This is a genomic window from Pseudomonas sp. GW823-FHT02C02, assembly GCF_058797635.1.
The window spans coordinates 74,487-95,619 of the sequence record NZ_JBXAJV010000002.1 but is presented as its reverse complement, the minus strand read 5'-3'; the positions used below and the strand labels follow the sequence as shown (position 1 = coordinate 95,619).

Sequence of the window (21,133 nt, the reverse complement as noted above, 5' to 3'; positions counted from 1 at the left end):
AAAGGCGACCGCTCTCACGGCCTCCTTCTTACAACTTATAAGATATATATTGCAACAACAAGCCGTTGGCGTTATTTTTTCCAACAGGCAGGAATGCCCCGGCCAGACTAGGCCGAATTTTGCGATCTTATAAGTTATATTGATTTCAGCTCTCGGAGATGCCACTCGTGCCGCACGAAAACACCCCCGCAGCCAGCGTTCTGGCCCAGGCAGATCAACGCTTTCACCTGCACTCGCAGACCAACCTGCGGCGCCATCAACAACAAGGCCCGATGGTCATCGAACGCGGAGATGGCATCCACGTCATCGACGAACACGGACAGCGATACATTGAAGGAATGTCCGGTCTCTGGTGTGCCAGTCTGGGGTTTTCCAATCGTCGACTGGCCGACGCCGCACAACGCCAGTTCGACGTGCTGCCCTACTACCACACCTTCAATCATCGGGTTCCAGCGGTGACGGCACGCCTAGCCGAACGCATCGCCACCCTCGCGCCACTACCGGATGCGAGAGTGTTTTTTGCCTGTTCGGGCTCGGAAGCCAACGACTCGATGATCAAAATGGCCTGGGCCTGGCACCGGGCGCGGGGCAATACGCACAAGCGCAAAATCATCGCCCACCAGAAAGGTTTTCATGGCTCCACGGTGATGGGGGCGACGCTGTCCGGGTTGCCAAACATGCACGCTGCATTCGGCTTGCCGCTGGACCAGGTGATTCATGTCGAGTGCCCCCATTACTACCGTAATGGCTTGCCCGGTGAGTCTGAGGCCGCCTTCTGCGAACGCTTGGTCGCCGACTTGCAGCGACGCATCGAGGCTGAAGGAGCAGACACCATCGCTGCCTTCATCAGCGAACCTGTCATGGGAGCCGGCGGCGTGATCGTCCCGCCATCCGGCTATTTTTCCGCGGTACAGGCACTGCTGGCCCGTTACGACATTCTGATGCTGGCCGACGAAATCATTTGTGGCTTTGGTCGTACCGGTCAGTGGTTCGGCCATCAGACGATGGGCTTTGCACCCGACATGATGGCTTGCGCCAAAAGCCTTTCGGCGGGCTATCAGCCAATTTCCTGCACCGTGGTCAGCGGCCCGGTCTACCGAGTGCTTGAAGAACAGAGCCAGCAACTGAACGGCTTCGGACATGGCTTCACCTACTCCGGGCACCCGGTGGCCGCCGCCGTCGCCCTTGAGACGCTATCCATCTACCAGGAGCTGGACATCCCTGCCCGCACCCGCCAGTTGGGTGAGGTTCTGCACGGCGAACTGGCGCCACTGTTCGACCACCCTCTGGTTGGCGAAATCCGCGGCATCGGGCTGGTTGCGGGTCTGGAACTGGTGGCTGACAAGTCATCGCGACGCTCGTTTTCGGCGCAGGTGGCGATCGGCGCGCAGGTCGAACTGGCGGCACGCAAGCACGGCCTGATCGTGCGCAACATGGGCGATTCAATCGCCCTGGCGCCACCTTTCATTATTGAACCGACACAGCTGCGCGAACTGGTCAGCCGCCTGACGGACGCGCTGAACGACGTCAATCACGCCACGGGACACTGCTCATGAATAGCCTCGCCCATTCCCTCGACTCATCCGGTGCGTTGATCGACCTCAACCATGTGCAAAAGAGTTATGACGGCAAGACGCTGATCATCAAGGACCTGAATCTCTCCATCGCGCAAGGAGAATTCCTGACGCTGCTCGGTGCGTCCGGATCGGGCAAGACCACCACGCTGATGATGCTTGCCGGCTTCGAAACCCCGACCCGCGGCGAAATCCGCATGATGGGCAAACCGATCCAGAACGTCCCGGCACACCGACGCGGCATGGGCATGGTATTCCAGAACTACGCGCTGTTTCCGCACATGACCGTGGCCGAGAACCTGGCTTATCCATTGAAAATGCGCGGACTCAATCGCATCGAGGTGCAGAGCAAGGTCAAGCGTGCGATCGAGATGGTCCAGTTGCATGACATGCAGCAACGGCGCCCCACGGAGTTGTCCGGCGGCCAGCAGCAACGCGTCGCCCTTGCCCGCGCCATGGTATTCGAGCCACAGGTCATCCTGATGGACGAACCGCTCGGCGCTCTCGACAAGAACCTGCGCGAGCACATGCAGTACGAAATCAAACAGTTGCATCGAAGACTCGGCGTCACGGTGGTGTACGTGACCCACGATCAGGGCGAAGCCTTGACCATGTCCGACCGGGTAGCCGTGTTTCATCAAGGTGATATTGCCCAGATCGGCGATCCGGTTTCGCTGTACGAGCATCCTGAAAACGCTTACGTGGCCACGTTTATCGGTGAAAACAATGTATTGCGCGGGAGTCTCGTTGCACGCCATGGGCATGAGGTCGAGGTCGCACTTGACGCTGGTTTCGAGGCCCGTGGCATGGGCGTGACGATGCCAATCGGCGCCTCGAAAAAAGTCGAGCTGCTGATCCGTCCGGAGAACATCCGACTGTCCCCGATCAATCAGAACAGCTATCAGGCAACTCTGGCCGACCGTGTCTACCTGGGCGATCACCTGCGCATTCACTTGAAACTGGACAACGACGACACGCTGATTGTGAAAACCGCCAACGATGAGGCCATCAAGGGCTTGAACAACGGTCAGCGCATCGGTTTTAGCTGGCGCCCCGAAGACGCGCGGGTTTTCGCGCAGGGTTGAGCACCGCTCCGCGCCTGACCCAAAACCCTTGTCACCACCGAAACACACCACACCCACAACAATAAGAAGGTCATCACTATGCACAGTTTCGATCACTCGACCTGAGCCGCTTTCCTGCCGGTACACCCGCTAATCCCTATTTGCTTTTCCTTCAGCAGGAGAGTTGCACCATGCACTCACATTCAACACGCTTGGCCCTTGTACTCACGCTGGCACTGACCGGCCCCCTCGCCCAGGCCCGCGACCTGACGGTGGTCGGTTTCGGTGGCGCCACGCAGGAGGCTTTCGACAAGGCCTGGTTCAAACCGTTTGCCGCGCAAAGCGCCAAACCGGTGGTTCAAGACAGCTACGGCGGCGGCCTGGCGAAACAGAAAGCGATGGTCGAGTCAGGTAATCCCACGTGGGACCTGGTGCAGATGGACCAGAACGAAATGGAATTGGCCTGCGAACAGGGCCTGCTCGAAGACCTGGATCACAAACAATTGAAGAATGCGCCCGAGGTTAATCCCGAGGCCTTTTCGGAGTGCGGTGTGGGGGCGTTTGTTTGGTCCGAAGTGATGACCTACGACCCGAAAAAATTTGGCGCCGACGGCCCGAAAAGCTGGGCTGATTTCTGGAACGTCCAGAAATGGCCAGGCAAACGCGGCTTGCGTAAACAGGCACGCATGACCCTGGAAATTGCCTTGATGGCCGACGGTGTCGCACCGGCCGACGTCTATAAATTGCTGGCGACCCCGGCGGGACAGAACCGTGCATTTGCCAAACTGGACCAAATCAAACCCTACATCCAATGGTGGGAAACCGGCGCTCAGCCGCTGGAATGGCTGGCCGCCGGTAACATCGCCGTGAGTGCCGCCTACAACGGCCGGATCGCCATCGCCAATCAACAGGGAAACCATTTTCCACTGATCTGGCAGCAACAGCTGTACAGCATGGACTACTGGACCATCATCAAGAACACCCCGAACAAAACCGCCAGTTATCAACTCCTCGACTACATCCTCGGTGCCAAGGCCCAAAGCGATTTCGCCCACGCGATTCCTTACGGCATTGTCAACAGCAAGGCCATAGCGGCCATGGATGAGAAGACGGCCAGCGCGTTGCCCAACGCCCCGGCCAACATGAAAGATGCCCTGCTGCTCGATACACCGTTCTGGGTCAACTACGAGGAAGACCTGATGAACCGGTTTACCCGCTGGGTCGCACAGTAAACAGGCCTCAAGACCGCGCCGCCGATGACGGAGGCGCGGTTCGAGTATGGTTTTATCAAGGTGGGTTTCACTATGTCCGTTTCCTCAATAGATGCACCGGCTTGCGTCGACACGCTGGCCGTCGCCCATTATCAATCCAGTCGCCGCAAGCGCTGGGTTTCGATGCTGCTGCTCTTGCCGCTGCTGGCTTACACCTGTGTTTTCTTCGCTCTGCCGATCGGCATGATGTTCTACCGGGCCGTCAGCAATCCCGAACTGCTACAAGCGTTCCCCACGGCCATCAGGACGATGGTCGACGAGCCGGCGAAGGATTCAACGGCGCTGCCAACTGACCGGGTGTTCGATGCGCTCGAGCAAGACTTTATCAACGCCCCGAGCAATGCAGTCATTGGTGAGGCGGCACGACGCCTCAACTACGAGAACAGTGGTTATCGCTTCCTGGTCATGAACACCGCACGGACCTACAGAACGCCGCTGGCGAACCCGGAAAGCCAGAGCGCCCGAGAGCGTTTGGCCGCCATCGATGAACGCTGGATTTCACCACAGGTGTGGGAGGACTTTCGCCGCGCGTCCCCGGCCTATACGCCGTATTACCTGCTGGCCGCCCTGGACTTGAAGCAAACGGATCAAGGTGTCGCGCCGGTCGAAGAAAGCCAGCGGGTGTACCTGGACTTGACCTTCAAGACCCTGAAAATCGCCCTGATAGTCTCGCTGTTGTGTCTGTTGCTGGGCTTTCCGTTTGCCGCGTTGATGGTCAAGGCTTCACCGGCCCTGCAAGTCTTGCTGTTTCTGGCGGTCATGCTGCCGTTCTGGACCTCGTTGCTGGCACGAACCACGGCCTGGATCGTGGTACTGCAGGACAAAGGCATCGTCAACACGTTACTGCTGCGCTTCGGCCTGATCGATCACCCGCTGCCGATGATTTTCAACCTGTCGGGTGTGTACATCGTGATGGTGCACATCCTGCTGCCGTTCAGCGTGCTGCCGCTGTACAACGTGATGAAAAATATCCCGCCCCATTTCATGCGCGCCTCAGCCTCACTCGGCGCTCATCCCATACGCGGGTTCATGCAGGTCTACTTGCCCCTGACCTTGACGGGGATCGGTTCCGGCACCCTGCTCACGTTCATCGTCGCGGCGGGTTACTACGTGACGCCGACCCTGGTGGGCAGTGCCCGCGAACAGATGCTTGGCTATTTCATTGCGTTCTATACCAACACCACCGTCAATTGGGGCATGGCCTCGGCACTCGGGCTGGTGCTGATTTCCTGTGTCATGGTCATTTACCTGCTGGCCGCGCGCCTGGTGGGTATTCGCCAGATTGCCGGCCTGCGCTGAAGGAGCTCCCATGAACCATTTCATACAGGCTTACCTCGCCCGCAAGGCTCATGTGTTGTTCGGTCTATTGATGAGCATTTTCATGATCGCACCACTGTTGGCGGTGGTACCGATTTCATTCAGCAGTGGCACGTTCCTCTCCTACCCGCTCCCGGGACTCTCCCTGCAATGGTATGAACGGGTATTCACCAGCGGTCCCTGGATGCAAGCGCTGAGCAACAGCCTGTGGGTCGGCATCGCCTCGACACTGCTGGCGACATTGCTCGGAACGCTGGCCGCGCTGGCCTTTGCACGCCGCAACCTGCCAGCCGCCAGCGGAATGCTCGGCCTGCTGATTTCACCGATGATTTTCCCACCTGTGATCTCCGGGCTGGGCATGTATTTTCTCTTCGGCAAACTGGGCCTGACAGGTACTTTGTTCGGTCTGATTCTGGCCCACACCGTCCTGGCCACGCCTTTCGTCCTGATCAGTGTTGCCGCCAGCCTGCAGGGTTTCGACATGACCTTGCTCAAGGCCGCCGCCATGTCCGGCGCCTCACCTGTGCGGGCCTTCGCGGGTATTGCTTTGCCAATCATCGCACCTGGTGTGATATCGGGCGCACTCTTCGCCTTCATGACATCGTTCGACGAAATCGTCGTGGTGCTGTTCATCGGCGGCCCCAGCCAACGGACCTTGCCCCGGCAAATGTTCGATGGCATACGCGACACCATCGACCCCTCGATTCTCGCCATGTCGACATTGTTGCTACTGGTGGGCATTGTCGGGCTGATGACCACTACCTGGCTGACCTTGCGAGCACAACGCAACGCCCGCCAACTCAAGGAGCAATAACCTATGAGCATGTACATCGTGACCGGCGGCACCCAGGGCATCGGTGCCGTCACCGTAGAGCAGTTAATCGGCCAGGGCATGTCAGTGGTGTTCACTGGACGTGACGTCGATGCGGGAGAGCAGCTGTCCCAGCGCCTGCCGGGCAGCACGTTCGTGGCGGGCGACGTGCGGCAAGAGGCCGACTGTCAACGCGTCGTCTACCGCGCACTGGAACTGGGTAACGGCTCCTTGCAAGGTCTGGTCAACAACGCCGGCATGGCCGGGCGCAAGGCGCTCACACAGACCTCACAACTGGAATGGGACACGATGTTCGAGGTCAACACCCGCTCGGCATTTTTCTTCATCAAGCACGCCTTGCCCGGCTTGCAGGCGGGTCATGGAGCGGTGGTGAATGTGTCGTCGATCGCCGGCAAGACCGGCGAAGAGGGACTGGCCACTTACTGCGCCAGCAAGGCGGCCTTGATTGGCATGACGCAGGCGCTGGCCCTGGAATATGGCGCAAGCGTACGGTTCAACGCGGTGTGCCCCGGTCAGATCGCCACGCGCATGATGGACGCGATCATGAAGGACGCACCTCGTCTGGCTGCCCTGACCGCAAGGATTCCCGTAGGCCGCCTGGCCGCGCCCGAAGAAGTGGCCCAGGCGATTTGCTGGTTGCTGTCGCCAGCGTCCAGCTACGTCAACGGTACGGTGTTGACGGTGGACGGTGGTGAAACGGCAGGGCTGAGAACCCCTCCGAGTCACGCACCGCAAGTTTCCCGCTAACAATCAAATGGGGAAGCGAGCGTGCTCGCTCCCACAGGGAAGGCGGAGCCTAGATATTTTTCTCGTCGATCCCAGCTTGTAACGATTGGCTGTCGTAATGACCGCCCAGGGTGACCGGACCGAGTTTGATGCTGTGCTCACCCGGGGTTGTAACGACCGGTTTACCGGCTTCACCTTCTGCCTTTTCAGGCAAATCCAGACCGGCGTTGATCCCGTAATCACGGTTGCTCACGGTGGCAGTGGTGACTTTGGAACCACCGAGCCCCACGCGGCCGTCAGTCGATGCAATCCGTGCACCGCTCAGTTGCGTGGCGCCGCCCACCTTTAGACTTACACCCTGGCTGCCACTGATACCGGAAGCCTGGCCGACGCTGTCCTTATGCGCGTAACCGCCATCTAGTTTCAGTGTCGGCTTGTAGTCAGTCCCGCCCGGTTTGGTGTTCTCGGCCACTTTGTCCTTGTCGGCTGGTGCAACCTTCTTGCCTGTCAGGCCGAGGTCAACATCAACCTTGGCGCTAGTCTGGCTGTCCTGGCGACTTTCCACGCTCAGGTCACCGCCGACCTTGCCGCTGACGGTCGTCGCATCAATCCGCGCACCCGCCAGACGAGTATCACCCACGCTGTTCAACACCACGTTGTCAGCCTTGATCTGGCTGTTCTGCTGGATCGTGCCTTGCAGGTAATCCACGCCGACCTTGGCCCCGGCATTGAAGCCGTGATCACTTGTGGCGACGTGCTTTTCATCCGCGACGACCGGTGTGCTGTTGCTCAGGTTGCCGCCGGCATTCAGTGCCACATTCCAGTTTGTGCGGTTCTGTGTGGACTCGGCCGACGCCTGGAGGATGCCGCCGCTCTGCGCATCGAGGCTGACGCTCGGGGCGCTGACCTGGGTGCCTTGCAGGTGGATCGCGTCACCACCGAGGGCGATGTTGCCCTGGCTGTTGAGCTGTCCACCGGTCAAAGTCCGTGTCGTTTCGTTGACCCGACCGATGTTGAAATTGCCGCTCACGTTGCCGCCCTGGTCAGCACTTATCTCCGTGCTGGTTTTGCTGCCGCCCACCTTGAGGCCGCCGCCGAGGTTGCTGCCGGTCGCGGTGTGGGTGTCGGTTGCCGCTTGCAGATCGAGTTGGCCGCCAGCCTTCAGGTCAATGCCGCCCCGCGTGTCGACCTTCGTCCCTTGCAGGATCTGATCGCCACCGCTGCTCAACAGCACCGGACCTTTACCCTGAATACTCGACACCTGCGCCTGGCTGTCCCGGGTTTGTTTGCCGGTGTGATCGAGCTGGAAACCCGCACCCAGATCGACATTGGTGCCGTTGGTGCCCGGTGCAGTGCCGACGTTCAACGAGCCGTTGCCGCGTAGGCTGGAGGTGTCGTTGCTCTGGCGGTCAGTGGCCTGATTCAGCGCCAGGTCACCGCCGGTCTTGATCGAGACACCGCCCTGCCCGCCATCGAAATGGCTGCCTTCGAACTGGCCATCGCCACGCAGATTGATGGTCACCCCTTTGCTGCCGGCATAGCTGCCGACGACAGCAGTGGACGTGTCCTTGCGCGTCTGGCTGCTGCCACCCGCACCGCTGCCGGCGACGTTCACGTCCTCACCGGTCTTGGTGTAGACCCGCACATCAGCCTTGGCGTCCAGCGCCTGATCGGTCCTGCGGTGGGTGTTATTCGCGGCGGTCGCCACCAAGGTATCGGCGTTGATGTTGACCTTGCCCGTGCTCGCTTGGTACTGAGTGCCCTGGTCCTGCAACGTCCCGGCCACGTTCATCTCCACGGTGCCGCCCTTGAACTGGCTGACCACGGCGGTGCTGGTTTGCTCGGTATGGCTGGCGTTCTGATGACCGATCGCAACGCCGATGCCGACGTTGGGTTGACCGAGGTTGGCCAGCGCATCCTTGTCCGGCACCTTGCCGGCCAGCACATCCTTGACCGCTCCGGCGATCGGCCGGGCGATGTCCTTGTACTCGACGTTGGCGCCGATGTCCGCTGACCAGTTGCTGTCTTTGTGGGTGCTGCTGTCGGTGTTGTGCGCAGCGCGATTGTCTACCTCGACGGCAGCGACATTCAGGCCTTTGCCGGCATCCAGACGCGCGCCTTCGGTGGTCAGTTTGCCGGTGTTGATGTTCAGGTTGCCGCTGCTCTGCACGCTGCTGGTTTGCGCGGTGGTTGTGCCAGTGGTGTCTTGCGAGGAGGTGTGCGCGAAATCGATGCCACTGCCGGCGCGGTCGAGGCCGCCGGTGTAGTAGAAGCCGCCGCTGGTGCCGGTTTTATCCGTCGAGGTGCTGTGGCTGTTCTGCTCGGCCAGCAGCGAGACGTTCTTGCCGGTCAGCGTCGCGTCGCCGTGTGTGGCGTTGACCTCGGAGCCTTTGAGCGTCAGGTCGCCGCCCGCCGCCAGTTGCACAGTGCCGCCGCTGAGGCTTGAGCCCTGCTGCTTGATGTCGTTGCCGGTCACGGTTTTCTGCTTGCCTTCGTAATGCACACCGGCACGATACTGCCCGGCGTCCGGACTGTTTTCCCTGGCGTAGGCATCGAAGCCACGCGTCTCGGTGGTTGTGCTGCTGTCGCGAGTGTCTTGCGCGGAATGCACCTTCACATCCCCCGCCGCGTCAGCACTCAGGTTGCCGCCAGCCTTGACCGTGGAACCGGCCACCTCAATGTCCTTGGCGCTCTTGAGCCCAAGGTTGCTGTCCGAGGTCAGCTCGCTGCGCACCGTGCTGCTGTCCTTGGCGTTCTGCCGGGTTTCGTCCTTGGTGATGCCGAAGAACTTGCTGTCCTTGTCGTGGCTGTTGGTGTGAGAAGTGTCCTGTACGCCATCGATCACCAGCGAACCCTTGTCGCTGATGACGCTCGATTCGGTACCGCCGCGCACCTGGCTGCCGCTGATCCGCACGTCGTCCGCCTTGACGATCAACTTGCCGGCCGCGTTGATTTTGCTGCCCTGGTTCTGGGTCTTGCCCTGATCGGCGTCGCCGGTCTTGCCAAAGAAACCGCCGCCCACCAGATCGCCCGAGTAACGGTTGTCGCTGGTGCGCTGAGTGCGGCTCGCACTGGTGATTTCCACCTGTTTGCCCGCGAGGTGGATGTCAGCGGCGCTGCTCAACTCAGCCCCTTCGGAACGCAATAACGCGGCGGTCTGCAGGGCGATGTTGCCGCCCTCCAAGTGGCTGGTGATGCTGCGCTGCTCTTCGCTGCTGGTGTTCCAATCGGCTTTCCACAAGTGTTTGCGGTGGTTGCCCTGATCGGTCTGGGTGTGGCTTTCGGTGGCGGCGCTCAGGCGTAAATCGCCGCCGCTTTGCACGCTCAGATTGTTTGCCGCTTTGATCTTGGCCGCTTTCAGTTCAGTGTCACCCGCGGACGACAAGTGCGCGTCGCGGCTGGCGAGAATCTGGCTGCCGTGCTGGCGTGAATCGCTGTCGGTCTGCGTGCGATCGTAGGTTTCCCAGGTGATGCCGATGGTGCTGTTGTTCCAGTTTTCGCGCTTCTCCTGGAGACGGCGGCTTTCGACGGTGCTCAAGGTCAAGTTGCGTCCGGCGTCGAGTTTGACGTCGCGGCCACTGACGTCGGCGGCGGCCAGGGTCAGGTCCTTGCCGCTGTGCAAGCGGACGTCACCCTGGCTGCTGCGAACGCCTGCCCGGACCACTTCGAGGCTGTCGGGAACGGCTTGGCCACTGATGCTCAAATCCCCTGCCGAGCGAATCTGCACGCCCTCGCGACCCGCGACCTGCACCGGCCCGACCCGCACGCCGGCGCCCTCAGCGGTGCTGACGATGTTGATGCGCCCCGCTTGCATGGCGCCAAACAGGCTGGCGTCGATGCGGTGGTCGGTGGTGTTGCCGGCCGGGTCCACGGTTTTCACCTGGCCCGAGGCGTAATCCACCTGATTGCGGCCGACGGTGAGGTTCAGTTGATCCCGAGCGTTGAGGCTGCCCTGGCTGTCGATGCGCGGGGCGATCAGGTTGATCGAGCCCTCACGGTTTTGCAGGCCCGCGCCCTGAATCTGCAACGTCCCGGTGGCCTCACGGGTGCTCAGGGCTTGCAGCTTGCCGTCGTTCAATTCGGGACGGCCGACCACGAGATTGGCGTTCGGTGTGTTGATGAAACTGCCGCCGTTCACCGAGATGCCGTTGGGGTTGGCCAACACATAATCGGCGGCGCGGCCGAAGATTTCCTGGGCGCCGTTGATGGCCGAGGCGTTGCGGCTGACCACTTCGTTGAGGATCACGCTCGCGGCCTGGCCCTGGAGCTGCGGGTTGGCGGCCAGTTGCCCGGCGAGTTGGGATTGCCCGGCCTGCAAGGCGTTGTTCAACACCAGGCCCTGGCGATCGACGTTGTAATCGAGGAACTGGTTATGCGACAGGCCCGAGCCGTTGGGCGCAACGATGTTGACGATCGGCACGCCGCCCTGGGTTTGCAGTTGTGCGGTGCCGCCGGGGCCCGGTGCGACCACCACGCCACCCGCGAGGGCGTTTGGCAGATGGGCAATCAGGAACAGGCTGGCAATCGCCCAGCGCAGTTTTCCCCGAGGGGAAAGATGGAACGCAAATGTTTGTTCAGGCATAGGAACCTCTCAATAAAAGTGCGGCATCACGTTGCGCGTTGGGATGATTGCCGAGGCTGTCGCGCACAGGTCCGACGGCTGAATGTGTGTCGGGTGAGTCGGTGGTCATATCTGCACCCCCACGCGCATCAGCCAGGTTTCTGGCTCATGCCTTAAACCGCTGGGGGTGTTGAGGCTGCGTTGGTAATCGACGTCCACTTGCAGGTTTTTCCAGCTCAGGTTGACCCCGGCGCTGGCCCCGCTCAGGCGTTGCCCCTGGGTGCCGTGGTCGGCCTTGATCCAGCCGTTGTCCAGCCCCAGGCGCGGGGTGACTTGCACCGGCCAATCGCTGCGCAACGGCAGGCGCAAGGTGTTGCGCCAGATCGCGCCGCTGGCACCGGACGCACTGTTGACCCGGTAACCGCGCACGGCGGAATCATCGGTGCCGAGCAGTTGTTCGATGGCCGGCAGCGGATCGGGGCTGTACTGAATGTTCAACTGGCTTTGCCACTGCCATGTCTGCTGACCAAACTGGCCGTTTCGCCATTGGCTGAGACCGGCGCGGTACTTGCGAAACTGCGCCTTGGGCAGGTCGTTGACCTGGCGCTGGGCATCGTCATCGGCACCGAACCAGCGCAGGCCCTGGGCGTAATTGACGTCCAGGTTCCACACGGCGCTGTTGAGCCAGAACAGGTTCAAACCGGCTTCGACCACGGTCAGGGTCGGGCTCTGGATACCGAGGCGAATGTTCTCCAGATAACTGTCGACGTCCTTGTGGGCCAGTTGCAGGTTGGCGCTGAACTGATGGCTCTGATCGCGCCACAACACCCGGTCGGCGCGCACGCTGAGCTGGTCGGTGATGCCGCTGCTGTGGAATTTCAGGGTGCTGAGCTTGAACGGCGCGCGGTATTCGGCATGGCTGGCGAATACGCTGTAGGTCCAGTAACCGTAGGGAATGGCGTAGTAAACGCTGGCGTTGCGGCTGTAGCGATCACCGCGATTGAGGGTGTCACTGGCACTCACGTTGAGGGCGTCATTGAGCTCCAGCGGACTGTCGAGGCTCAGGCTCAGGGTGTCGCGATCACGCCCGGTGCTGGCGCTGCCGAGGTTGTCGACGCCCAACCCCAACGCCCAGCGAGACTGGCCGCTGGTGCGCGAACGCAGGATGATCCGCGAGGCGCCGGGCTGCGAGCCGGGGGCTATGTCGGCCGTCAGGTCAAGCGAACGCAAGCGGTTCAACTGATCCAGGCCTTGCTCAAGATCGCGCAGGTACAGCGGCTTGCCGAGCATTCCGGGGAACGCGCCACCGAGGGACACCGGCAGGCGCTGGTCGGCCAGTTCGATGGACTCGACGTAACCTTCATCGACCACGATATCCAGCGATTGCCCGGCGACCGGAGCGCTGCGCAGGTACGGCCGACTGGCGATGTACCCCGCGTCCACATACAGGCCGGTAATGGTCGCCAGCAGATGGTTGATCTGGCCGACGCCCATGCACGACGACAGTTGCGGCTTGATCCGCTCGCCGAGGGTCTTGCTGCTGATCAGGGTGACGCCACCGACACGCGTGCCACTTAGGGGCCAGCAGCGTTCATCGGCGGGCACACTGGCGGGGACGGCCGGCGCGACCGGCGCAGGACCAAAGCTGCCGCGCTCCAGTTGCCGGCGACGCTGCTCCAGTTGCAGCTGTTGCAGATCGCGCTGTTGCTGTTGTTGCTGGCGCAACACTTCCTGGCCTGGGGCGGAGGGCTCTGCCGCCTGGAGTGCAGAAGCACTCAGGCTCAACAACGAAGCCAACAACAGCGTGCAAGGCGAGCAACAACGGCGAGGCACAACGCGAAACGAATACGGCACTCAACATCCCTGTCATCATCAAATGGCTTAATGCCACCCCATCAATGCGAGTGATAGTCAGATCGTTCCTACGCAAATGCAAGACGCGTCCTACAACGCTTACATTTCTTAAACAATTGGTTTCCTTGTCGTTCCTGTTCGTTCCCGCTGTCATCGCCCTGACGACTGGCAACAGAAATCATTTGCCACAAAATATTACCTACGTCATATTACATGCGTAATAAAGACCCGCTTCCCATAGGTATTTACTCAATGACCAGCATGCCCAGCCTCGAACCCGACGTCGCTGTCCCGGTGAGCACACCCAAGTCTCCCCTGCTCAAACGGTTGATCTTGCTGACGGCGGCCATCGCTGCCCTGGTGTTTGCCGGGTTGTACGCGACGCATTGGTGGACCACCGGGCGTTTCATTGAAGAAACCGACGATGCCTATATCGGCGGCGACGTGACAGTGATCGGCCCGAAAGTCGCGGGGTACATCGAAGAAGTGCTGGTCACCGACAATCAGAAGGTCAAGGCCGGCGACGTGCTGATCCGCCTCGACGCCCGTGACTACCGCGCCAACCTGGCCAGGGCTGACGGCGCGGTGGCCGCCGAAGAAGCGTTGCTGGCCAACCTCGACGCCACCGAACAACTGCAACACGCGGTGATCGGCCAGGCCCGCGCCGGCATCGATGCCGCCGGCGCCGAAACCGCTCGCTCACGGGACGACAATGCGCGCTACAAAAAACTGGTTGGCAGTAATGCGGTCTCGGTGGAAAGCGCCCAACGCGCCGACGCGACGTTCAAAACGGCTCAGGCCCTCAGTTCGAGGGCCCAGGCCGAACTGCTGGCGGCGCAGCGGCAGCTCAACGTGATCGCAACGCAAAAGCAGCAGGCCCGTGCCGCGCTGATGCAGGCCCACGCCGAACGTGATCTGGCGCAACTGAACGTGGATTACACCGAACTGAAGGCCCCAGTGGACGGCGTAATCGGCAATCGTCGGGCGCGGGTCGGCGCTTATGCCCAGGCCGGTTCGCAACTGCTGTCGGTGGTACCGTCCAGTGGTCTGTGGGTCGATGCCAACTTCAAGGAAGATCAACTGGCGCGCATGAATCCGGGGCAGCGGGTGATCATTCATGCCGACGTGCTTTCCGGGCAGGCGTTTCATGGTCATCTGGACAGCCTCGCGCCGGCCAGTGGCTCACAGTTCAGCGTGCTGCCGCCGGAAAACGCCACCGGCAACTTCACTAAAATCGTTCAGCGGGTGCCGGTGCGCATCGTGCTTGATCCAGCCGATGGCGTGCTCGGCCACCTGCGTCCGGGCCTGTCGGTCACCGCCGAAGTGGACACTCGCAAGGAACCTGCAACCCCGGCCGTGGCCCGCGCGCCATGAGCCGCGCCCTCGCCGCCCCCGCGCAACCGTTCAATGCCGCGAACATGGCGACGGCGACGGCGACCAAGGTTTTCGCCTTTGCCTCCATGTGTATCGGCATGTTCATCGCGCTGCTGGATATCCAGATCGTCTCCGCTTCGCTGCGTGACATCGGCGGCGGACTCTCGGCCGGCACCGATGAAACGGCGTGGGTGCAAACCAGTTACCTGATTGCCGAAATCATCGTGATCCCGCTGTCGGGCTGGCTGTCGCGTGTGTTCTCGACGCGCTGGCTGTTTTGCGCTTCTGCGGTGGGATTCACCTTGGCCAGCCTGCTCTGCGGCGCGGCCTGGAACATCCAGAGCATGATCGCCTTCCGTGCCCTGCAAGGCTTTCTCGGTGGTTCGATGATCCCGCTGGTATTCACCACCGCGTTCTTTTTCTTCACCGGCAAACAACGGGTGATCGCGGCCGCGACCATCGGCGCAGTGGCTTCGCTGGCACCGACCCTGGGGCCGGTGATTGGTGGCTGGATCACCGACATTTCATCCTGGCACTGGCTGTTCTACATCAACCTGGTGCCGGGGATTTTCGTCGCGGTGGCGGTGCCGATGCTGGTGAAAATCGACCAGCCGGAACTGTCGCTGCTCAAGGGCGCCGACTACTTGAGCATGGTGTTCATGGCGCTGTTTCTCGGTTGCCTGGAATACACCCTCGAAGAAGGTCCGCGCTGGAACTGGTTCAGCGACAGCACAATTTTGACCACGGCATGGATCAGTGGCCTGGCCGGCCTGGCTTTCATCGGGCGAACCTTGCATGTGGCGAACCCGATCGTCGATTTGCGCGCCTTGAAGGACCGCAACTTCGCCCTCGGTTGTTTCTTCTCGTTCGTCACCGGGATCGGTCTGTTTGCCACCATTTACCTGACGCCGCTGTTCCTCGGCCGGGTGCGCGGCTACGGTGCGCTGGACATTGGTCTGGCAGTTTTCTCCACCGGAGTGTTCCAGATCATGGCGATTCCGCTGTACGCCTTTCTGGCCAATCGCATCGACCTGCGCTGGATCATGATGAGCGGCCTTGGTCTGTTCGCGCTGTCGATGTGGGATTTCAGCCCGATCACCCATGACTGGGGGGCCAAAGAACTGATGCTGCCGCAAGCCTTGCGCGGAATCGCCCAGCAACTGGCCGTGCCGCCAGCGGTGACATTAACCCTCGGCGGACTGGCGCCGGCACGGCTCAAACATGCCTCGGGGCTGTTCAACCTGATGCGAAACCTGGGGGGCGCCATCGGCATTGCCGCGTGTGCGACCATCCTCAACGACCGCACCAACCTGCACTTCACCCGGTTGGCGGAAAACCTCAACAGCACCAACGAAGCGCTGAACCAATGGCTGTCCCAGGTCGGCAATAACTTCGCAGCCCTCGGCCAGAGCGGCGACGCCGGCGTCACCGCCAGCCTGCATCAACTCTGGCTGCTGACCTACCGCGAAGCCCAGACCCAGACCTACGGCGACGCCTTTCTGATGATTATGGTGTGCTTCATCATTGCCACGGCGATGGTGCCCTTGATGCGCAAGGTGCAGCCACCGGCCGCGCCGTCAGCAGACGCTCATTGATCAGGCTTGAGGCATTTTGCGGAAACCCACCGCCAGGCGATTCCAGGCGTTGATGGTGGTAATGGCCACGGTCAGGTCGACCAATTCCTTCGGGCTGAACTCGGACGCCGCCAGTTCGTAGTCCTCATCCGGCGCGTGAGTCTGGCTCAGCAGCGTCAGGGACTCGGTCCACGCCAGCGCCGCACGTTCACGCGGGGTGAAGAACGGCGTTTCACGCCAGGCCGACAATGTGTACAGACGGCGCTCGTCTTCACCGCCCTTGCGCGCATCGGCGCTGTGCATGTCCAGGCAGAAGGCGCAGCCGTTGATTTGCGAGGTGCGCAGCTTGACCAGTTCGATCAGGGTCTTTTCCAGCGGCAGCTTCGAAACCGCGCCTTCCAGCGCGATCATGGCTTTGAGTGCGTCAGGGGACGCGGTGTAGAAATCGAGGCGAGGTTTCATGGTGGACTCCAATAGCAAATGGGGGTGGAGCCAAGTTAATCCCCCACACCCCTCTCACAAATAACCAATATCACCAAAGTCAAGGAGGCCATTGGATGTGCCGATGATGGATTGGCGAGCTGAAACGCGGTTTGCCTGCTCACGAACCGCGCAGTGCTCATCCCCGAAGATCCCTACGCCCGACTGCGTAACCAGCGCAAAAACCCTTTCTTCTCCACCACCTTCGGCACTTCCTGGGTCAGGGCCTGCGCCTTGTGCAAGCGGAAATCCAGCAACGCCGTCATCGCTTCGCTGATGTCATGACGCGCATCCAGGCACGGTTTGAGGTAGTCCTTCTCGATGCGATACAAGCTGCAGGCGGTCTTGGCGCTGAACTCCGCCGGCAGCGCGGTATCGGACAAAATCCCGCCCTCGCCGATCACCTCGCCCGGGCCCATGCGCCCGGATTCGAACTTGACCCCGCCCCGGCTCAACTGCACCGAGACCACACCCGATTCGATGATGAACAGGTGATCGCTGACCTCACCCGCCGGCAGGATCATGTCACCGGCGCGGAAGGTTTGCAGGGTCATGTTCTGGCTGAAGGTGTCTTTCTCTTCCTGACGCAGGGTCGAGAAAATGTTCGAACTGTCCAGCAACGCCCGTGGCCGTGACAGGACGGCAGGCGCGTTGGACTCGACGCTCGACAACAGGCTGACACCAGATGCCTGCAAGTGCCGGTACGCCAGGTCGAACAGCAGATTGCGCACCATGCGTTTCTGATCCATGGAGACCACGAAGCCACTGATTTCGTACTCCACGCCACTGGCGCTGGAGCCTTTCAACGCCACACTTGGCGCCGGTTTGCTCAGCAGATAACGGCAACCCTGCATCGCCCGCTCCAACGCGTCGAGCACCGTTTGCGGGCGCGCGTGCGGGCTCAGTTGCAGGCTGATCGAGACGCCGAACATATCGCTCGGCCGGCTGAAATTGATGATCTTGGCCTTGGCCGCCAGCGAGTTGGGAATCACCACCATGCTGCCCTGGGACGTTTGCAGGCGCGTGGCGCGCCAATCGATGTCGGTGACCCGGCCTTCGGTGCCGTCGATGGAGATCCAGTCATCCAGTTGATAGGGTTTGGTGGTGTTGAGGACGATCCCGGAGAACACGTCGCTGAGGGTGCTTTGCAAGGCCAGGCCGACGATGATCGCCAACGCACCGGAGGTCGCGAGCACGCCTTTGACCGGCAGTTCGAGCACATAGGCCAGGGCGGCGATGACGGCGATCATAAAGATCACCGCACCGAGCAGATCCTGCAGCAACCGCCCCGTGTGCCCGACCCGTTGCATCATCACTGCACCGATCAACACCGTCAGGGTGCGCGCGCCGAACAGCCACCAGCCGATCTGCAACCCCGTGGCCGCCAGGTGCAGCGGTACGTTATCGGCCCAGGGTGCCGGCTCCAGCGGGTTCATGCCTTCGTTGAACAACAAGACGCTGAACAGCGCAAAAATCACCAGCCGCACGACCAGTTTCCAGTTGCTGCCGTTGGCACTGATCAAGCGCCACAAGCCGAGATCAATCAGGATCAGGACCAGCGCGCTGATCAAGGGGTGATTGGTAAGCAGTGACAGCATCAAACAACTCCAGCCATGTACGGATGGGCACAGTGTAGGAGTAAATGCGGATCTGATAACACCTCAAAAAACTGTGGAAGCGAGCCTGCTCGCGATGGCGGTCAGACAGTCACTGAGTCGGTGGCTGTCCTACCGCATTCGCGAGCAAGCTCGCTCCCACAGGGATGAGTGTTGGCACAGCCCAGCGTCAAGACAATGAGCTCAACCGCTCATCTGGCCGAAACGGCCCGACTGGAAGTCAGCAAAGGCCTGATGAATCTCTTGCTCGCTGTTCATCACGAACGGGCCATGACCGACAATCGGTTCGTCGATCGGGTCGCCGCTGAGCAGCAACACCACGGCGTCATCATTGGCTTCCAGGCTGAGCTGATGGCCATCGCGTTCGAACAACGCCAACTGCCCTTCGCGCATAAGTTCCAGGCCGTTGACCTCAACCGTGCCGCGCAACACCACCAGCGCGGTGTTACGGCCTTCATGCAGGTCGAGGGTCAACAACTTGCCGCCGTTGAGGCGCAGGTCCCAGACGTCGATCGGCGTGAACGTGCGCGCCGGACCGGTGTGCCCCTCAAACTCGCCCGCGATCAAGCGCAAGCTGCCAGCCTTGTCCTTGAGCGGGAGGTTCGGGATGTCGCCATCGAGAATCGTCTGGTAACCGGCATCGGCCATTTTGTCCCTGGCCGGCAGGTTGACCCACAGCTGCACCATTTCCAGGGTGCCGCCGGTCCTGGCGAACTCTTCGGAGTGAAATTCCTCGTGGAGAATCCCCGACGCCGCGGTCATCCATTGCACATCGCCGGGGCCAATCCTGCCGCCGCTGCCGGTGGAGTCGCGGTGCTCCACTTCGCCCTTGTAAACGATGGTCACGGTTTCGAAACCGCGGTGCGGATGCTGACCCACGCCACGACGCTCGGTGGTCGGGGTGAATTCGGCGGGGCCAGCATGATCGAGCAGCAAAAATGGGCTGATGTGTTTGGCCAGGTTGTCATAGGAAAACAGTGTGCGAACCGGGAAACCGTCGCCGACCCAGTGGGTGTGCGGGCTGGTGTAAATACCGATGATGTTTTTCATCCTGCCTCCAAATTCGTTGTTTGACGCAATGGACTCAGCTTAAGACCGAACGCTTCAATCCACTAGACGGCAAAAATCAGCCTGAGCGTTCTATCTGGAGAACGATGGCAAAGGTTTCAACAGGGCCGGTAATCGGCGAGGAATTGCGCCTGGGCGATAGCGTGTGACGACTCGACACGCGGGGCTGGCGGAGTTTTTATTTCAGACATAATATCGATCGAGATTACAACCATAATATCCGCTCTCGTTCGAGGAACTCATCATGCAAAGCCCCACCCGCGACGCCACCCTCGCCCAATGGATCGCCCAGGAACAGGTCATGCGCTCGCGTCTGGCCGGACCGGGCAGCCTGTCCATGGCTGAGGTCAGCGCGCTGTCACCCGCCGAGTTTTTCCAGGGTATCGGCGACGGAGCACTGCCTTCACCGCCCATCGGCGCCTTGATGGATTTCATCCCCATCGAATGGTCGGCCGGGCTGTTCATTTTCCAGGGCACGCCGGATTCGCGGCACTACAACCCGCTGGGCAGCGTGCATGGCGGCTACGCGGCGACCTTGCTGGATTCGTGCATGGGCTGCGCGATTCATACACAGCTCAAGAAAGGCCACGGGTATACGACGCTGGACTTGCGCATCAGCTACGTCCGGGCGTTGACCGGCGCCAGCGGACCGGTCCGGGCCGAAGGGAAAATTGTGCATCTGGGCCGCTCCACCGCCCTGGCCGAGGGGCGGATTTATGATGTGGATGGGCGGTTGTATGCGACGGGGTCGACGACTTGCATGATTCTTGAGGCTCGGGGGTAAATTCCGAGACCGAGTTGTGGCCATCGCGAGCAGGCTCGCGCCTACAAACGCAACGCCGCCCTGTAGGAGCGAGGCTTGCCCGCGAAGACGGCAGACCAGACACCCTCAATCCTCCAGGCGGCCCCCCGATTCATGACTTGCGGTAAACATTGCTTTGCCCATCCAGCGGTTTTTCCCAGGGAGGCAGCCGGGGATACTCCTGTCCATTCCCACTGCAACCCTTGGAGTCATTGATGTCTATTCCCGCCTTCGGTCTTGGTACCTTTCGTTTGCAAGGCCAAGTAGTCATCGATTCGGTGAGCACCGGCCTCGCGCTGGGTTACCGAGTAATCGACACCGCGCAAATCTACGAAAACGAAGCCGAGGTCGGCGAGGCCATTGCCGCCAGCGGTATCGCCCGTGAAGAATTGTTCATCACCAGTAAAATCTGGATCGCCAATTTCGCCAAAGACCGGTTGATCGACAGCCTCAAAGAGAGCCTGCGCAAACTGCAGACCGATTACCTGGACCTGACGCTGATCCACTGGCCGTCCCCGGACGATCAAGTGCCGGTCGAAGAGTTCATGGGCGCCTTGCTCGAAGCCAAGCGACTGGGCCTGACCCGGCAGATCGGCGTCTCCAACTTCACCGTCGAGCTGATGCAAAAAGCGATTGCAGCGGTCGGTGCCGAGAACATCGCGACCAACCAGATCGAGCTGCACCCGTACCTGCAGAACCGCAAGGTCGTTGAGTTTGCCCGGCGCCAGGGCATCCAGATCACGTCCTACATGACCCTGGCCTACGGCGAAGTGTTGAAAGACCCGGTCATCCAGCAGATCGCCGCTCGTCTTCAGGCTACCCCGGCCCAAGTCACGCTGGCCTGGGCCATGCAGTCGGGGTACGCGGTTATCCCCTCTTCCACCAAACGCGCCAACCTGCAAAGCAATCTGAAAGCCTATGACCTGCAGTTGAGCGAAACCGACATGGCGTTGATCGCCAGCCTGGATCGCGGCCATCGATTGACCAGCCCCAAAGGTATCGCGCCGCACTGGGATTAAG

The 21,133-nt window shown here is 61.0% G+C and carries 15 protein-coding genes; 10 read left to right on the top strand and 5 right to left on the bottom strand.

Annotated features, from left to right (window positions below; all coding sequences use genetic code 11):
• Window positions 1-167: 167 nt before the first annotated feature.
• The 6 genes from AC1ROI_RS03160 to AC1ROI_RS03135 all read left to right on the top strand — a co-directional run bounded on the left by AC1ROI_RS03160 (window position 168) and on the right by AC1ROI_RS03135 (window position 6,805).
• Window positions 168-1,556, top strand: coding sequence for an aminotransferase (locus AC1ROI_RS03160; RefSeq protein ID WP_010458490.1), 1,389 nt, complete (start codon window positions 168-170; stop codon window positions 1,554-1,556).
• Window positions 1,553-2,659, top strand: coding sequence for an ABC transporter ATP-binding protein (locus tag AC1ROI_RS03155; protein ID WP_010458488.1), 1,107 nt, complete (start codon window positions 1,553-1,555; stop codon window positions 2,657-2,659). Before AC1ROI_RS03160 ends, AC1ROI_RS03155 begins: the two co-directional genes overlap by 4 nt.
• Before the next feature lie 170 nt (window positions 2,660-2,829).
• Window positions 2,830-3,870, top strand: coding sequence for an ABC transporter substrate-binding protein (locus tag AC1ROI_RS03150; RefSeq protein ID WP_010458487.1), 1,041 nt, complete (start codon window positions 2,830-2,832; stop codon window positions 3,868-3,870).
• Window positions 3,871-3,942: 72 nt separating this feature from the next.
• A complete protein-coding gene (locus AC1ROI_RS03145) occupies window positions 3,943-5,208 on the top strand; it encodes an ABC transporter permease (protein WP_010458486.1) in 1,266 nt (421 codons plus the stop codon).
• A gap of 10 nt (window positions 5,209-5,218) precedes the next feature.
• Entirely contained in the window at window positions 5,219-6,040 is an 822-nt protein-coding gene (locus AC1ROI_RS03140; protein WP_010458485.1) for an ABC transporter permease, read from the top strand.
• Between the two features lie 3 nt (window positions 6,041-6,043).
• Window positions 6,044-6,805 (top strand): SDR family NAD(P)-dependent oxidoreductase, encoded by a 762-nt coding sequence (locus AC1ROI_RS03135; RefSeq protein ID WP_010458484.1) that lies wholly within the window; start codon window positions 6,044-6,046, stop codon window positions 6,803-6,805.
• A 49-nt stretch (window positions 6,806-6,854) separates the two neighbouring features.
• Here the strand turns inward: AC1ROI_RS03135 and AC1ROI_RS03130 are convergent, their stop codons facing one another.
• Entirely contained in the window at window positions 6,855-11,366 is a 4,512-nt protein-coding gene (locus AC1ROI_RS03130; RefSeq protein WP_102594623.1) for a hemagglutinin repeat-containing protein, read from the bottom strand.
• Between the two features lie 105 nt (window positions 11,367-11,471).
• Window positions 11,472-13,199 carry a ShlB/FhaC/HecB family hemolysin secretion/activation protein gene (locus tag AC1ROI_RS03125; protein WP_102594624.1) on the bottom strand — a complete coding sequence of 576 codons (1,728 nt, stop codon included), beginning with the start codon at window positions 13,197-13,199 and terminating at the stop codon, window positions 11,472-11,474.
• 252 nt (window positions 13,200-13,451) lie between these two features.
• On the opposite strand from AC1ROI_RS03125, the gene AC1ROI_RS03120 reads away from it, so the two are divergent.
• Window positions 13,452-14,573, top strand: coding sequence for an HlyD family secretion protein (locus AC1ROI_RS03120; RefSeq protein WP_102594625.1), 1,122 nt, complete (start codon window positions 13,452-13,454; stop codon window positions 14,571-14,573).
• The gene (locus AC1ROI_RS03115; protein WP_102594626.1) at window positions 14,570-16,168 is read left to right on the top strand and encodes a DHA2 family efflux MFS transporter permease subunit; all 1,599 of its coding nucleotides are present in this window, start codon (window positions 14,570-14,572) and stop codon (window positions 16,166-16,168) included. The genes AC1ROI_RS03120 and AC1ROI_RS03115 overlap by 4 nt, the downstream gene beginning before the upstream one ends.
• Here the strand turns inward: AC1ROI_RS03115 and AC1ROI_RS03110 are convergent, their stop codons facing one another.
• The 3 genes from AC1ROI_RS03110 to AC1ROI_RS03100 form a co-directional block, all read right to left on the bottom strand.
• On the bottom strand, window positions 16,169-16,609 hold the full coding sequence (locus tag AC1ROI_RS03110; RefSeq protein ID WP_077748887.1) for a carboxymuconolactone decarboxylase family protein: 441 nt from the start codon (window positions 16,607-16,609) through the stop codon (window positions 16,169-16,171).
• Window positions 16,610-16,782: 173 nt separating this feature from the next.
• On the bottom strand, window positions 16,783-18,225 hold the full coding sequence (locus AC1ROI_RS03105; RefSeq protein WP_102594627.1) for a mechanosensitive ion channel domain-containing protein: 1,443 nt from the start codon (window positions 18,223-18,225) through the stop codon (window positions 16,783-16,785).
• A gap of 201 nt (window positions 18,226-18,426) precedes the next feature.
• The gene (locus AC1ROI_RS03100; protein ID WP_102594628.1) at window positions 18,427-19,293 is read right to left on the bottom strand and encodes a pirin family protein; all 867 of its coding nucleotides are present in this window, start codon (window positions 19,291-19,293) and stop codon (window positions 18,427-18,429) included.
• Between the two features lie 262 nt (window positions 19,294-19,555).
• Between AC1ROI_RS03100 and AC1ROI_RS03095 the strand changes: the two genes are divergently transcribed.
• Both AC1ROI_RS03095 and dkgB read left to right on the top strand, forming a co-directional pair.
• A complete protein-coding gene (locus tag AC1ROI_RS03095; protein ID WP_102594629.1) occupies window positions 19,556-20,095 on the top strand; it encodes a PaaI family thioesterase in 540 nt (179 codons plus the stop codon).
• Window positions 20,096-20,328: 233 nt separating this feature from the next.
• Window positions 20,329-21,132, top strand: coding sequence for a 2,5-didehydrogluconate reductase DkgB (gene dkgB, locus AC1ROI_RS03090; protein WP_102594630.1), 804 nt, complete (start codon window positions 20,329-20,331; stop codon window positions 21,130-21,132).
• The last annotated feature ends 1 nt before the right edge of the window (window position 21,133 follow it).

Coding starts and splice junctions, on each gene's coding strand:
- AC1ROI_RS03130 (WP_102594623.1), bottom strand. CDS start 11,366: ATGCCTGAACAAACATTTGCGTTCCATCTTTCCCCTCGGGGAAAACTG.
- AC1ROI_RS03110 (WP_077748887.1), bottom strand. CDS start 16,609: ATGAAACCTCGCCTCGATTTCTACACCGCGTCCCCTGACGCACTCAAA.
- AC1ROI_RS03150 (WP_010458487.1), top strand. CDS start 2,830: ATGCACTCACATTCAACACGCTTGGCCCTTGTACTCACGCTGGCACTG.
- dkgB (WP_102594630.1), top strand. CDS start 20,329: ATGTCTATTCCCGCCTTCGGTCTTGGTACCTTTCGTTTGCAAGGCCAA.
- AC1ROI_RS03145 (WP_010458486.1), top strand. CDS start 3,943: ATGTCCGTTTCCTCAATAGATGCACCGGCTTGCGTCGACACGCTGGCC.
- AC1ROI_RS03100 (WP_102594628.1), bottom strand. CDS start 19,293: ATGAAAAACATCATCGGTATTTACACCAGCCCGCACACCCACTGGGTC.
- AC1ROI_RS03115 (WP_102594626.1), top strand. CDS start 14,570: ATGAGCCGCGCCCTCGCCGCCCCCGCGCAACCGTTCAATGCCGCGAAC.
- AC1ROI_RS03095 (WP_102594629.1), top strand. CDS start 19,556: ATGCAAAGCCCCACCCGCGACGCCACCCTCGCCCAATGGATCGCCCAG.
- AC1ROI_RS03155 (WP_010458488.1), top strand. CDS start 1,553: ATGAATAGCCTCGCCCATTCCCTCGACTCATCCGGTGCGTTGATCGAC.
- AC1ROI_RS03135 (WP_010458484.1), top strand. CDS start 6,044: ATGAGCATGTACATCGTGACCGGCGGCACCCAGGGCATCGGTGCCGTC.
- AC1ROI_RS03120 (WP_102594625.1), top strand. CDS start 13,452: ATGACCAGCATGCCCAGCCTCGAACCCGACGTCGCTGTCCCGGTGAGC.
- AC1ROI_RS03105 (WP_102594627.1), bottom strand. CDS start 18,225: ATGCTGTCACTGCTTACCAATCACCCCTTGATCAGCGCGCTGGTCCTG.
- AC1ROI_RS03140 (WP_010458485.1), top strand. CDS start 5,219: ATGAACCATTTCATACAGGCTTACCTCGCCCGCAAGGCTCATGTGTTG.